Source organism: Cognaticolwellia beringensis (genome assembly GCF_002076895.1).
Classification (GTDB): Bacteria; Pseudomonadota; Gammaproteobacteria; order Enterobacterales; family Alteromonadaceae; genus Cognaticolwellia; species Cognaticolwellia beringensis.
In genome coordinates this window covers 3,546,551-3,561,128 of record NZ_CP020465.1, presented here as the reverse complement: position 1 = coordinate 3,561,128, position 14,578 = coordinate 3,546,551, and the positions used below count along the sequence as shown (strand labels likewise).

11 protein-coding genes are annotated in these 14,578 nt (G+C 37.2%); 4 read left to right on the top strand and 7 right to left on the bottom strand.

Features of this window, described 5'->3' with window-relative positions; all coding sequences use genetic code 11:
- Positions 1–27: 27 nt before the first annotated feature.
- Both nagZ and psrA read right to left on the bottom strand, forming a co-directional pair.
- The gene (nagZ, locus tag B5D82_RS14955) at positions 28–1,041 is read right to left on the bottom strand and encodes a beta-N-acetylhexosaminidase (RefSeq protein ID WP_081152637.1); all 1,014 of its coding nucleotides are present in this window, start codon (positions 1,039–1,041) and stop codon (positions 28–30) included.
- 184 nt (positions 1,042–1,225) lie between these two features.
- Positions 1,226–1,861: a TetR family transcriptional repressor PsrA gene (gene psrA, locus B5D82_RS14950; protein WP_081152636.1), complete on the bottom strand. Its 636-nt coding sequence runs from the start codon at positions 1,859–1,861 to the stop codon at positions 1,226–1,228.
- 624 nt (positions 1,862–2,485) lie between these two features.
- On the opposite strand from psrA, the gene B5D82_RS14945 reads away from it, so the two are divergent.
- Positions 2,486–4,330 carry a M2 family metallopeptidase gene (locus tag B5D82_RS14945; RefSeq protein WP_081152634.1) on the top strand — a complete coding sequence of 615 codons (1,845 nt, stop codon included), beginning with the start codon at positions 2,486–2,488 and terminating at the stop codon, positions 4,328–4,330.
- Positions 4,331–5,150: 820 nt separating this feature from the next.
- The gene (locus tag B5D82_RS20175) at positions 5,151–5,981 is read left to right on the top strand and encodes a PEP-CTERM sorting domain-containing protein (protein WP_081152632.1); all 831 of its coding nucleotides are present in this window, start codon (positions 5,151–5,153) and stop codon (positions 5,979–5,981) included.
- 805 nt (positions 5,982–6,786) lie between these two features.
- Here the strand turns inward: B5D82_RS20175 and B5D82_RS14935 are convergent.
- Genes B5D82_RS14935 through B5D82_RS14925 form a run of 3 tightly spaced genes read right to left on the bottom strand, consistent with a single transcriptional unit; the run spans position 6,787 to position 9,393 of the window.
- Positions 6,787–7,836, bottom strand: a complete 1,050-nt coding sequence (locus B5D82_RS14935; protein ID WP_081152631.1) for a DUF2955 domain-containing protein — start codon at positions 7,834–7,836, stop codon at positions 6,787–6,789.
- Positions 7,837–7,846: 10 nt separating this feature from the next.
- A complete protein-coding gene (locus tag B5D82_RS14930) occupies positions 7,847–8,911 on the bottom strand; it encodes an HlyD family secretion protein (RefSeq protein WP_081152629.1) in 1,065 nt (354 codons plus the stop codon).
- Positions 8,911–9,393: a MarR family winged helix-turn-helix transcriptional regulator gene (locus B5D82_RS14925; protein WP_081152627.1), complete on the bottom strand. Its 483-nt coding sequence runs from the start codon at positions 9,391–9,393 to the stop codon at positions 8,911–8,913. Before B5D82_RS14925 ends, B5D82_RS14930 begins: the two co-directional genes overlap by 1 nt.
- Before the next feature lie 293 nt (positions 9,394–9,686).
- Between B5D82_RS14925 and B5D82_RS14920 the strand changes: the two genes are divergently transcribed.
- Positions 9,687–10,337, top strand: a complete 651-nt coding sequence (locus B5D82_RS14920) for a DUF1707 SHOCT-like domain-containing protein (RefSeq protein ID WP_081152625.1) — start codon at positions 9,687–9,689, stop codon at positions 10,335–10,337.
- 152 nt (positions 10,338–10,489) lie between these two features.
- On the opposite strand, the gene B5D82_RS14915 is transcribed toward B5D82_RS14920, so the two are convergent.
- Entirely contained in the window at positions 10,490–11,710 is a 1,221-nt protein-coding gene (locus B5D82_RS14915) for an Nramp family divalent metal transporter (RefSeq protein WP_081152623.1), read from the bottom strand.
- Between the two features lie 209 nt (positions 11,711–11,919).
- Between B5D82_RS14915 and B5D82_RS14910 the strand changes: the two genes are divergently transcribed.
- The gene (locus B5D82_RS14910) at positions 11,920–12,423 is read left to right on the top strand and encodes a MarR family winged helix-turn-helix transcriptional regulator (RefSeq protein ID WP_081152621.1); all 504 of its coding nucleotides are present in this window, start codon (positions 11,920–11,922) and stop codon (positions 12,421–12,423) included.
- On the opposite strand, the gene B5D82_RS14905 is transcribed toward B5D82_RS14910, so the two are convergent.
- Positions 12,420–14,384: a BCCT family transporter gene (locus tag B5D82_RS14905; RefSeq protein WP_081152619.1), complete on the bottom strand. Its 1,965-nt coding sequence runs from the start codon at positions 14,382–14,384 to the stop codon at positions 12,420–12,422. The genes B5D82_RS14910 and B5D82_RS14905 overlap by 4 nt on opposite strands.
- Positions 14,385–14,578: the final 194 nt, after the last annotated feature.

Sequence of the window (14,578 nt, the reverse complement as noted above, 5' to 3'; positions counted from 1 at the left end):
TGTGAAAATTACGCTAGCCATTAAAAACTATCGGTACTTATTCAAAGACTGGCTAGCGTGTTGCCATGTTGAATTATTTTTCAATGATGACCACTTACTATCTGCTTTTGTTAATAACATGTTAAGCCGCTGTGCGCCAACTGACGAAATTGAAATATTGGCATTATCGAGCACATCTACACAACCATCTCGGTTATTACATAACAATAACATATCGCAACCTGCGGCTTGCGCAGCTTCAGCACGTTCAATATAACCACCAACACTTGCTGCGCCTTGCATCGATAAATCATCACTAAAAATTACGCCATTGAACCCTAGTTGGTCACGTAAAATATTTTGCAACCAATAGTGAGAGAAACCAACTGCTTGGCTGTCAACATCAGGAAATATAACATGTGCAGGCATCAACGCATCAACTTTCCCTCTGGAAATAAGTTGCTGAAATGGCACTAAATCTTGTTGAAAAATATCGGCTTTTGAGCGGGTATCTATCGGTAAATCAATATGAGAGTCAGCTTTAACACTGCCATGACCCGGAAAATGTTTTCCGGTTGCTTTCATACCAACTTGATGCAAACCATCAATAAAAGCTTCAGCTAATTCTGTGACATGATCAGGCTGTTGATGAAAGCCTCGATCACCAATAACATCGCTTATGTTATTAATATCAAGTACTGGCGCAAAACTAATATCAATGCCGACCGCTTGCACTTCTAATGCCATTAATATCGCACTTTGTTTGGCTAGTTCTTTAGCTAATGTAAGATTTTGTTCTGACATTTTCCATAATTTCCCCATCGCAGGGAGCAACGAAAAGCCATCTCGAAAGCGTTGTACTCGACCGCCTTCATGATCAACCGCGATTAAAATAGGTTTCTTGGCCGCGATTCGAATTTGCTGACTTAAATCGGCAATTTGTTCTGGTGATTGATAATTGCGAGTAAAAAAGATTAATCCACCGACCAGAGGATGTTGAAGAATTTCTTTATCTTCTTGAGACAATGATGTGCCGTGCACATCAAGCATAACAGGACCCATAACAACACTTTAAAAGTTTAAGATGTTGCTACTCTACCTAAATAACATCGATAAACAAAGATGCTTAACTCATTATCTGAGATATAAGCCTAAGTATTGGAATATCTTTAGGCATAATTAAATAATATAGAAACACCCTTAGCGCATCGCGTACCATTGATCATAGGTTTTAGCCTATAACGATTTAACTTCTAGTGTTCGCAGGCATAGGAGCACCAACGCCGGCAGCAACATAAGGAATAACATTACGGATAACATCTGAAATTTGTAATTCACGGTCGAAATCACTTTTCGCAATATCGATTAATGCGTCGCTTGATGACATAGTGAACACGACGGTGCCCATAGTAAAATGCAAACGCCAAAACATTTCTTCTGCACTTAGCTCTGGATAGGCTTTTTGTACCGCTATCACAAAGTTATCAATAACACCTGGATATTGGGTGGTTAAAAACCAACGTAAAAAGCCTTGGCTATCGGTATAGCCTCTCCCTAAAAGCTGTAAAAAGTTACTCGTACCATTATTTTTAATTTCGTTTAAGGATAACAGCGGGTCAATGAAAGCAGAGAACACCTCAATTAAGCTCGGTGAATCTTGCTCACAAACTTGAGTTAAGGCCAGTTCTAAACGCGGTGATAACTCATTCATATAACGCGACATAACGGCTTTAATTAATTCTTTTTTCGAACCAAAGTGATAATTAACCGCGGCTAAGTTAACTTCTGCCTGACTCGTTATTTCACGTAGAGAGGTGCCATTAAAACCTTTATCTGCAAACAAGCTCTCTGCTGCATCTAATATTTTATTCTTAGTACTCATAAGTAAATAGCGCCATAAATCTAGTTTATTAAAGAAATTAATACAGGCAGTTTAAACAAGCGTTTTAAATAACGCAACTCGGATTAAAAACATCGAGATATAAAAGGAAAATAAATACGATAAAAGTACCCGTTAGACAGACTATATTACATTCTGTTACTGGTTAAAATCAGTAAACCAAGCAACAATATGATGACTAACTATAGCTAGATAGATATCTTTAGCTTCTAAGCCTAATCTATTAGCACTCGACTTAGGGCTTTAATATTTCCAAGCCTCCTCCGATTACAAACTATTACAGAAAAAGTACAGTTAAAAACACCAAGTATAGCTATTATATTCTGGCGTTGCATGAAGAGCTTTGTGAAACGCAAATTTCATACTTTCCCTAGTATATTTTATATAATGGCTCAGCATCCCTTTCGCTGAGCTTTTTTTTGTCAAAAATTCAACGTCGCTGCCATTTATTACCACAGTAACAAAGCCTACATAGTAATACTATTGCCAATATACTCTTCTCAATCTACACTAGCCAAAACCTTATATTATACCAAGTTGATTACTTAAAATTGTATAAGTGACTAAGGCGTAAAATAAGCACTAATAACAAAAAAACGGATACTTATGAAACCAACATTTAAATTAACCACGGCAGCTATCCTAGTAGCAGCAAGCTTAAGTGCTTGTAATGGTGACAACACAAACATTAATGATACTAAAGCAGCAAGCCCGGCCAGCAAAGTATTAACGGTACAAGATGCAGAAAAATTTTTAGCCGCTACCGAAAAAGAGCTAGTGCAACTTAACACTGAAGGCAGCCGTGCGGCGTGGATAAATTCAAACTTTATTACTGAAGACACCTCTGCACTTGCCGCAGCGGCCGATCAAAAGTCAACTGAAGCGGGTGTAAGATTTGCCATGCAAGCCGCTAAGTTTGATTCTGTTGATGTGAATACAGATCAACGTCGCAAACTCAATATTTTAAAACAAAGTTTAGTGATGCCCGCACCACAAGATTCTGCTAAATCTGCAGAATTAGCTAAAATTGGTGCTGAATTAAATAGTATGTATGGCAAAGGAAATTACACAGCTAAGTCAGGCGAAACTTTAAGTTTAGGGCAAATGACCGCGACAATGGCCACCTCACGTGATTACGATGAGTTATTAGAAATGTGGCAAGGTTGGCGAACTATCAGCCCTGAGATGAAACCATTATATATGCGCCAAGTAGAACTGGGTAATGAAGGTGCACAAGGTTTAGGCTATGCAGATTTAGGCGCAATGTGGCGCTCCAATTACGATATGTCCGCAGATGAGTTTGCAAAAGAACTTGACCGTTTATGGGGACAAGTTAAACCTTTATACGATGATTTACATTGTTATGTACGTACTGAATTAGGCAAAAAATACGGCGAAGATAACGTACCACAAAACCAACCAATACCCGCTCATTTACTCGGTAATATGTGGGCACAATCGTGGGGTAATATTTATGACTTAGTCGCACCAGAGAATGCCGATCCTGGCTATGACGTAACGAAACAACTTGCCGCTAATAATTACGATGAAATTAAAATGGTCAAAGGCGCTGAAAGCTTTTTTACCTCACTTGGCTTTGAAGCATTACCAGAAACATTTTGGCAGCGCTCGTTATTTACTAAGCCCGCCGACCGAGATGTCGTGTGTCATGCTTCAGCCTGGGACCTTGATGCTAAAGATGATATTCGTATTAAAATGTGTATCCAAAAAACTGGTGAAGATTTCTCGGTTATACATCACGAACTAGGTCATAACTTTTATCAACGTGCGTACCAAAACCAGCCGGTATATTACCAAAACAGTGCTAACGACGGCTTCCACGAGGCCATTGGTGATACTATAGCCCTTTCAGTTACACCAAAATACTTAAAAGAAATTGGCTTAATTGACACCATTCCTGATGAGTCGAAAGACATTGGTTTACTAATGAAAATGGCATTGGATAAAGTTGCTTTTATGCCGTTTGGCTTAATGGTTGATCAATGGCGTTGGAAGGTATATTCCGGTGAAGTTACGCCAGAAAACTATAATACGGCTTGGTGGGAATTACGTGAAAAATACCAAGGCGTAAGCGCCCCTATCGAACGTGATATAAATGCTTTTGACCCCGGTGCGAAATATCACGTTCCCGGAGGCGTACCTTATTCACGCTACTTCTTAGCACATATACAGCAATTTGAATTTCATCGTGCTTTATGTGAAATTTCAGGTAACACCGATCCTATTCATCGTTGTTCAATTTATAACAATAAAGATGCTGGAACCGCATTGAATAAAGTACTCGAAATGGGCTCAAGCCAACCATGGCAACAAGCTTACAAAGTGTTAACGGGTAACGAGCAAATGGATGCAACCGCCATTGTTGATTATTTCGCCCCATTACACACCTGGCTGAAAGATAAGAACCAAGGGAAACAATGTGGTTTTTAACGCTTAGCTAACAATTAAAGCCGTTAAATCTTATGATTTAGCGGCTTTATTATAATGTTGATTTAAAATAAGTTTAGCTGAAATCCTGGTAAAATAGGCATTGCTTATTGCAGTTTTTTTATGGCACGCTTTGTTAGACCAACATCACTAACTATAGGATCATTTCTACTGCTTAAAACATCCTACTACTGTATTATATATTTAATCATTATCGCTTCATGGAAGGTAGTAGAAAATTTTCCATAACAATTAGTTATTAAAAAATACCTTATATTTGGCCATTTGCGCTTCATATTAAGTCGAACATCTCGTTAGTGAAGTTGGTATTAGAATAAAAAATGATATTCACAGCATATTAAAATCAATATAATAATTTTCATTAATGTCATACCTCCATTTAAGTTAAAGCTCAAAGTAGTTATTTTATTTCAGTGTTATCAAGCTTTATTCTCTTTTATCATATACGGCTTGGTACAGTTCAAAATACAAAATTTTAAATTAAAATAAGCAAATCTTTTCATGTTGTTTATTCCACCTAAAACTGCATTAAAAGTGTCCGTTTTTTTTACAGATATAAGATCGACCACTCCTTGTCATATCATAACACCTTAATTAATAATACGTTTTCAATTTAGGCCTAATTAATGCTTAATGTTAATATGAAAAGGATTCAATGGAATGATTATTTAATTTTTAATACTGTGTTTAGTACTGAATATAGAATTTTTTAAATTTACCTTATTCTTAATATTTGTACGTTGTAATAACTGGTATGTAGTATTCCTCCCTTTTTTAAAATTAACTATAAAGGAATAAGCATATGAAACTTAAAAATATATCATTGTTATCAGTTTTGCTACTTAGCATAAATTTTACAGCAACAGCAGGTCCCATTATATTATCAGGTACAGATGCTGATGATCATGGGTCTGCAAGTGGTGGCGCGAATCTATCTGGGTGGTTATTTATGCAACGTGTGCTGGAAAACCTAAGCACTGCTGCTTCACTTACCAATGGACACTTAAATGTTGTTAATTTAGGTAGCTCTAGTTCAGCTTTAAATGCCGCTACCTCAGCATTTAACTTATCTTCATTAGTGGGTAACGGTTGGTCCTTTACTAATATTGATACCGACGCTGCAATAGCAGACTACTTTGCTGGTAACGGTGCCGTTAATATAAACAATACCGGTATTATGATGATGGACTCTGGCCAACATGTTTCCGGCGGCTCATCAGCAAGCGAAAGAGCTCTATTTAGCACGAATGCGACAATAATTGACAACTTCCTTGGCCTCGGCGGCGGACTGTTTAGTCAAGCTAATGGTTATGCTTGGGTAAACACATTATTGCCTACTTTGTCTATCGTTAGTGGAGGCGGAAATGGAGCAAATTTAACAGCAGCAGGCACAGCAGCTTTTCCAGGACTGTCTAACGCCGATTTAACCGGTGGACCACGTCATAATCGCTTTGCTAATGTAGGAGGGTTATCTGTTTTTGCTACTGATAATTCAGGCGTTGCGGTGATTATTGGTACAAGCGGAGGCTCTATCCTAAACCCAGGAATAACTGTTCCAGAACCATCTACACTTGCTATATTTGCCCTGGGTATTATGGGTTTAGCATCACGTCGATTTAAGAAACTGTTTTAAACAGCTAAAGTCATCATTATGAAAGGCGACTGAATAGTCAATTCCACTTTGACGTGGTCATTTGTAATTACATTGTTGTTTAAATACAAAAGCATCGACCTATTAGGCTGATGCTTTTTTTTATTCTAATCCTTCATGGCAATCAAAAATATTTATCAAATCACTTGCAATATTAATTTTTATAATCACTTAGTGACTAAAGCTATATAAACTCAACCTTGCTAGTAACTATAAAATCATATTTGCTTATTTATCATTCATTTTAACACAGCCCAATAAGTACAGACTTTAAACAATAGTGGATCATTCTTCTTTTTAGGTGGAGGTTAAATAGGATAATTGTGAAATATAAGCAAATAACTAAATTAAAGTGTAAAAAAAGCTGACACAACTAGATGATTTTTTATATTTAATGTAATTTACAAAATAAAAAATAAAAGATAAAGTATGTAAATTTAGTTTTACAGTTTTACAGTTTTACAGTTTTACAGTTTTACAGTTTTACAAGTAATGATTTTTTCAAACTAAACATTATGCATTAAAAATATTTCATACAGATTAACTAACGTAAACCATCAGTGTTATTGTAATATTATCCAGCATTTTCATCGTATTACTTCCAGCGGAAAATTGTCTTAGCTTTGAGTGTCCAAATGCTCCAATGACAACCAACCCTATATCAATGCTTTCTTATATTCTATAAATGATTGATGTATATCGCCCTCGATAAGTGAGACTGTTACTCCTACTTTAAGTAAAAATTGGCAACTATTGGCCTTTAAAATTTCAGCAACTGAGAACGAGTTTAATTATATGTGTGATGGCGAGTAACGCTAAAATGATTAAGCAAATGATGCATTATATACACCGCACACAAGCTCAAAACAATTGCCACAGAGACCGATGTAAAACGGTATAACGCGCTGTAAATTAAGTCTTGTCCTGGCCCTAAAGATTGCCCAAACAAAATGCCAAATGTAGTTAACACCCCAAAACCAATACCAGGTGCACCGCCTCCCAAAATATGAAAGCGAGAAAAAATAAAGGATAAAATCCATAAAATACAAACTGGAAATAATAAAAAGTCGCTGTGATTGTATAAAAACAATTGCGATAAAAGCGCGGCATTACAACCAATTAATGTCCCAATTGCACGTTGCCAACCAGCCACTCCAGCCGCTTTCCAGCAAAGTGAAAATAAAATTAATACCGATGCGGCTTGCGCTGAAATAGAGTCCTTTAAATCGAGGAGCTGAAAAACAACAAACGAAAGCGTAGCAACAGTCGAACAGAGTAATACTTCATGACGAATACTTTCTTTGCCTTTAGTAGGCATGGTGCGCACAGTTCTCGTCGCTACATCAGGAAATACGCCATGCATGACCGCAGCAATAACCACGGTCATAAAAATAGCTAAACCATTACTTAAAATAATAGGATAAATACTACTACTTTGATCAACGTAGCTGGAAAAATGCAACTGTATAGATAAGCTAACAACGCCTAGCGCACCAAATAAAAATGCACTGCCATCACTCATTTTATGGAATAAAAAGCAAAAAGCACTAAAGGCACATAAAGTCATTACTACGGGTAAGTGGGAAAATAAACCCTGTATTATCAGCACCATAAACGCACTAAACCCTGCAGAAGCAAAAAACTGTCTTATAACGCTTCGGTTTAACGTCGGTACCATCCCTAACAACAGCATAGGATAAATAGTAAAAAATATACCATTTGGCCAATTCATCAGCTTACTTAACGTAAAACCAATAGTGCAACCACCCGCAATCCGCAGTGCTTGGCGTAGGCCATTAGCATCTATTTGTGGCGAGGAGCTGATAGTTTTACTCATAATTACCTCATTAATAAATGTAATGTAACCAACTAATAAACCTAATTTGTGCCGCACCAAACCACTGACCAATACTTGACTCAGGTAATAACTGCACCGTTGCACGCGCGCCACTTGGCATCTTGGTGATCATTTCTTCATCGTCTATTAGTTTCAAGTGAATACGTTGGCGCTGTGCATCACGTACCCAACGATTACTAGTTTCAGTTGTACTTAACATGCCGTTGGCGCTTAATTGCCCATTGCTGACCCCTGCTTCAAAAGTTACAATTTTTGCGTTGTACACTTCACCTGGACGACTGTCAAAAACTACTCTGGCTAAGCTGCCAAGCTTCATATTAAGTAATGACTTTTCTCTAAAGTCAGCCACTAAATCAGCTTTTTTTGCCACAATGGCTAGTAAAGGTTTACCTGCTAAAGCATATTCACCCTCGAGTAGTTGTAAATTAGTCACAACACCATCACTCAGTGAGCGAACGTGCGTGTAAGATAAATTAAGCTCAGCTTGGGCGAGTTTATTAGCTGCATGTCGAACCGCTAGGTTTTGTTCACCTGATTCACCACGTGCTAAAACAGCTTCAGCTAATTGCGCCGTTAATGCAGCTTCATTTGCTTTACTTGCCTCGAAATTAGCTCGAATACTTTCAAGCGCTTGCTCCGATATTGAGTTATTTTCATAGAGTTTTTCACCTCTATTTTTTAACAGTTTTTGTTCATGCTGCTTAGCTTTTGCGGCGCTTATGTTCGCCTCAATCACTTTAACATTAGTATCGAGACGTTTATTTTGCAGCGTGGCATCATCAAGCAATAGCTGCGCTTGCTCAAATGCTAAGTTATATGGGCCTTGGTCTATGTTAAATAATACATCGCCAGCTTTTACTTGTTGGTTATTGCTAACTAACACTTTAGTTACTCGACCATTAATTTGTGGTGATATTTGTACTACAGGATGATAAACGCGAGCTTGTGGCGTTACGGGTAAATAAATATCAGCTATTAAATAGTAAATGAATACGAAAACAAACCCGACAAGGGAAACTCTTACATAGCGCGAAAATTTTTCATCTGGTGTCATTAACTTGCCTTATTCTTAATGTGATCTTCAATACAATTTTGGGCATTTTTTTCCATTTTAATTAAGCCATGGGCCATCATGTCCAATTGCTCACCGGTGAAACCACTATAGAGTTGATTTTTAATATCGGTAATTTTCTTGTTCAATATATGCAAAGTTTTACGACCTTGCTCGGTAAAGTAAATATTTTTACTACGTTTATCATGCTCATCTACACACCGAGTAATGAGCAACTGCGCTTCTAATTGCTTTATTGTGCGTGTGAGTGAAGGCATTTGTATACCTAAACTTTGTGCCAATTCAAACTGTGTAACGCCTTCTTTATGCATATTTATATGTATTAAAGCGGTCCAACGCGATTGCGTTAAACCAAGGGGTTCAACAGCAATTGTCACTACATCTCGACATAAACGATGTACACGTCCCATATTGCCGCAAAGTGTTAAATCAAGGGATTCATAAAACGGAACTTGTGTGGTCATTACTACCTCAAACTACTTAGCATGCTAACTAATATACACAACTTTAACATTAGTTAGCACGCTAAGTAAATATAAAAACAGAGCAACGACATAATTAACTTGGTGTTAAAATGGCCTAAGGTTGGCCAATAATCAACCATCCTTACCAAATAATGGCAGTTTTCACACCAGCTTAAACAATCAAATATCTTAACTGATTGTATTTTAATGATTTAAAAGTTTGGCTTTATCTTTGCTTATAATGACTACATAGACATTATTACAAAACAAAAATACCAGCAACGGAGTGTCACATGTCAGTAATTCTTGAAGATCGACCCATTGAACAAGTACGAGAAGAAACGATAGATCAGTTAATATTTAACTATAGTCACGGCGTTATTTCTGCAGAAGCTTTCGAGCGCCGGCTTGATCAAGCGATGAGTAGTCACACTCACCAAGAAATTATCGATCTCGTTGCTGATTTAACCTTAAAAGCAGACACTAAATATAATGCTAATAAAGCCCATCAGTTTACCCCAAGTTACAGTAACGCAGACATTGATGAAAATTTAAGCTTAAAAAGCATTTTAGGCAATATAGAGCGCAGCGGCCAATGGAATGTACCGAAAACCATCACGATAAATAGTATTTTAGGCGAAGCAGTACTCGACTTTACCGACGCTATTTTTCAGCATCAACACGTGACGATTAAATTAAATTGTATTTTAGGCAGTAATAAAATTTATGTGCCTGATAATGTTAATGTGGTTTGTAAGTCTTATGGCATTATTAGCAGTATAGAAAATAAAGCCCCTTCCATGGCAACAAAGCAAGCCCCTATTATTACCATCGAAGGTAGAGTGGTATTAGGGTCATTAAATGTTGAAATTAAAAGAACCATTAAAGAGAAATTTATCGCCTTTGCTAATAATTTAAAAGGCGCTTTTGACGTCGAAAAATAATATGTGATGATAAAATTACCGTTATCTTAGCCAATTAAATATAAGAAATTTAGCAAGAAAAATACGTTAAGAAGCGGTTATTTTCCTTCCAAACGATGAAAGCCCAACTGAATATTTAGCTTTCATCGTTTGGAGTAGTTTGTGATGAATAACTACAACAAACCAAACGCTGACATTAAACTACGCGCACCTAATAACAACGTGATTAAAATAACCCCAGCACCTGCAATGTTCTGCCATAAATTATTACGGTGCTCACCTAGAACCTTTGTATTCATAATCCATAATAAAAAAATACTGACCAATGGTAAAAGGATCCCGTTGGCTACTTGAGCAAACCAAATAACAGCGACTGGTTTAAAACCAACGCTACTAACGACAACACCAATAATTAAAATTACCATCCAGGTTAATCGAAAACCGAGTGCATTAAGGTTTTTGTCTAAATTTAAAATACCACTTAGCGCAAAAGCAGCAGCTAAAGGTGCTGTTATTGAAGATGAAATTCCCGCTGCAAAGAGTCCAATGCCAAGAAATATGCTAGCTGACTCACCAAATAGCGGCTGTAGCGCAGGTGCAATATCGGCAGCACTTTGTAAGCTTATTTGCTTGCCAAAAAATGCAGAAGCAGCAGTAGAAAGTATAGCGACTGAGATCAAAGCGCCGAGCGGAATAGATACAAATAGGTCCTTTCTTGCAGTCGGTATGTCTTTAACTGACTGCCACTTTGTACTAGCGGTAGAGGCATGTAAAAATAAATTATAAGGTACTACTGTAGTGCCAATGAGTGCAATAACCGTCAATGTTGCGCCTGTAGGTAATTTAAATGCAACAAAACTGGAGATCAATTCGTGCCATTGAGGTTGGCTTAAAAAAAATGTCACAATAAATGCAACGCTCATCAAGCCCACTAATACAACTAAAGCTCGTTCAATTATCTTATAACTTCCGGTAATAAGTAAAACAAAAGCACAAATTCCAATAAGCATCGGAAATAAAGTTTCAGCAAAAGTAACTGTCCAACCAAGCTGCTCTGCCACACTAACTAAACCTAAACTAGCGCCTGAAATGTTACCACTTTGGTAGGCACCATTACCTATAACAATAGCACTGACAACGAGCACAACAACACACGCTTTAATAACCGGTTGTTTTATTGCCTGCCGTATATTTTCCCCTAAACCTTGTTGACTAATGATACCAAGCCTTGCTGCCATTTCTTGTAAAATTAACGTGGCAAACATTGCAAACATTAAAGCCCATACCAGCGCTAAGCCATAATTTGCCCCTGCCATTGAAGCTGTAATTATTGTCCCTGGACCTATAAATGCTGCTGTAACAAGAAAGGCCGGTCCTATTTTTGGAAATTTCATATTTAAATACCTTGGTTTTATTATTGTAATTTAGGTAATCACTCTACTCTCACCTGAGCTATCCATTATTCGAAAGACACTAAGGTTAGTTAACTAGCTGATGTAATATTAAATGAATTAGCTTAATCACGCTTATTTTAATAATTCCTCTAGTCGCTACTTCTAATTTTGATTAAACTACGGCAATTCAACGTTAAAAGTCTACTGTTATGGAAAAACATCAGGAATTATTAATTGCCTTAAGAAAGGTTATCCGCGCAATTGATTTACATTCAAAACACTTAAGTAAGACCTCTGGTTTAACCAGCCCACAATTATTAATAATGTTAGAAATTGATAAAGAGTTTGGGATAAATTCTAGTCAAGTCGCGAAAAAAGTTAATTTAAGCCCTGCGACAGTAACTAATATTATTGATCGGTTAGAAAATAAAGGTCTTATTTCAAGAGTACGGTATACGCAAGACAAACGTAAAGTAGGTTTATATTTAACCGATGACGGAAAGGCAATTTTAGCGAAAGCTCCGCAAGCATTGCAAGAACATTTCATTGAGAAATTTTCTAACCTTGCGACTTGGGAGCAATCTCAATTACTCTCTTCAATGGAGCGATTATCAGAAATGATGGATGCGGATGAAATAGATGCCGCACCTTTATTAGAATTACATGCAATGAGCGCCAGTAGTATAAATAAAACTGACGCTACTAAAGGTTAACGTAGCAAATGCAAAAAATGTAAATGCTTATGGTATTGATCAATAATATTATTGATCACTGCCGTTTTTGACCAGCCCATAATGTCATAATCTTGCCCACCTTCACCTAAATGAACTTCTGCTCGATAGTAACTTTGTTCATCTTCATCCTCATCTATTTCCACGACAAAATCTGGTTGTGAATGCTTTCGTGCTAGCACCCGATAAACAAATTCTTGTTCTTCACCATGGTCAACAACTAAACTCAAATCATTGTCATACGAAACAACCACATTGATTTGGTTTTTCTGTAATTCTTCAGCCACAGATTCAAACGCAGGTACAACAGTGAGGCTGATAAATTTATTAACATTAGTTTTATTGGGATAATCAACAATATTTTGTAGTCGTGACTGCCAACTGTCGTTACTCGTATTATTTGTATTACTAGCATAAGGCACTGCTGATATTAGCTGACTTTCCTGTTTAAAAGCTTCAATCCTCAGCGCTTTAATCAAGCCCACAATGGCAAGTAAAAGCACAATAGAAAAAGGCAGTGCACTGGCAATCGTCATAGTTTGCAAGGCATTAAGTCCGCCCGCTAATAATAATATTGCAGCAACCAAGCCTATACCTACAGCCCAATAAACACGCTGCCATAACGGGGTGTTATTACTACCATGCGAACAGAGCATATCAACGACCATCGCGCCAGAATCACAAGATGTGACAAAAAATATCACAATCATTAGTACACTAAAAAAGGAAAGTAATGTCGATAGTGGGAAGTTTTCTAGAAAAACAAACAATGCCACTGACGAGTCTTTACTGACCATTTCACCTAATTCTACAATGCCTTGGTTATGCACTAAATCAATGGCACTATTACCAAAAATAGTCATCCAAAATAAAGTAAATACGGTCGGTATTAGCATAACACCAACAATGAACTCTCTAATGGTTCTGCCACGAGAGATTCTAGCAATGAACAAACCAACAAAAGGTGCCCAAGCAAGCCACCAGCCCCAATAAAATATTGTCCAACCACCTATCCAGCCGGTCTTCTTATAGGCAAATAAATTAAAGGTGTTGTGTACTATATCAGCTAAATAATCGCCAATATTTTGTAAGTATGCTTGTAATAAAAATACCGTTGGACCTAGGACAAAAACCAACACTAATAAGATTACAGCTAGCATCATGTTGGTTTCAGATAATATTTTAATGCCTTTATCCAAACCCGTGGCAACAGATATTATTGCTAGGCCTATTATGCCGGTCATGATAATAATTTGGTTAGTCGTGGAAACATCAATACCAAACAAATAACCGAAACCTGCATTAACCTGTGACGCGCCTAACCCTAATGAGGTAGCCACACCAAAAACGGTACTCACTACAGCAAAAACATCAACTAAATGTCCAGGCCATTTATAAATTCTTTCGCCAATCAGTGGGTATAATGCAGAGCGCAAGGTTAAAGGTAGATTATGGCGATAACTGAAATAGGCTAGCACTAAGGCAACAATGGCATAGATAGCCCAAGCGTGCAGTCCCCAGTGAAAAAATGTCATTTTCATCGCTTCTTGAACTGCAGCAACCGTTCCAACGTCTGCAGTGGGTGGCGACAAATAGTGCATCAGAGGCTCTGCGACACCAAAAAACATTAACCCTATGCCCATTCCTGCTGCAAACAACATAGAAAGCCAAGTCAGCATAGAATAATCGGGGGTCGCATGGTCAGGCCCTAAACGAATATCCCCGTAACGAGAGAATCCTAAAAAAATAACAAAAAAGAATATAAAGGCAACGGTGAGCACATAAAACCAACTGCCATTATCGATAATGCTTGACTGAATAAGAGTAAACAAGCTTTGAGCCTGCTTAGGTAATGCTGCGGTATAAAGTAAAAGCGCAATAATAATAGCGGATGCGCTAACGAATACTTTCTTATTTAAATGACTCTCGGCGGATAATGACAAAGCCTGCCCCTTAATTTAATTTGTATTGATATTATATATTGTTAATCAAGGTGTAAATAGTCACATATGTAAACAATCGCCCTTCTAGCAAGATTTTACCATAAAGTATGATTTTTTATGTTTTTTGAAAAAAATCGTATATTTTGTTATCATACTGCCAAAGGCGGATAATAGTTAGAACTCTAATGAATTTT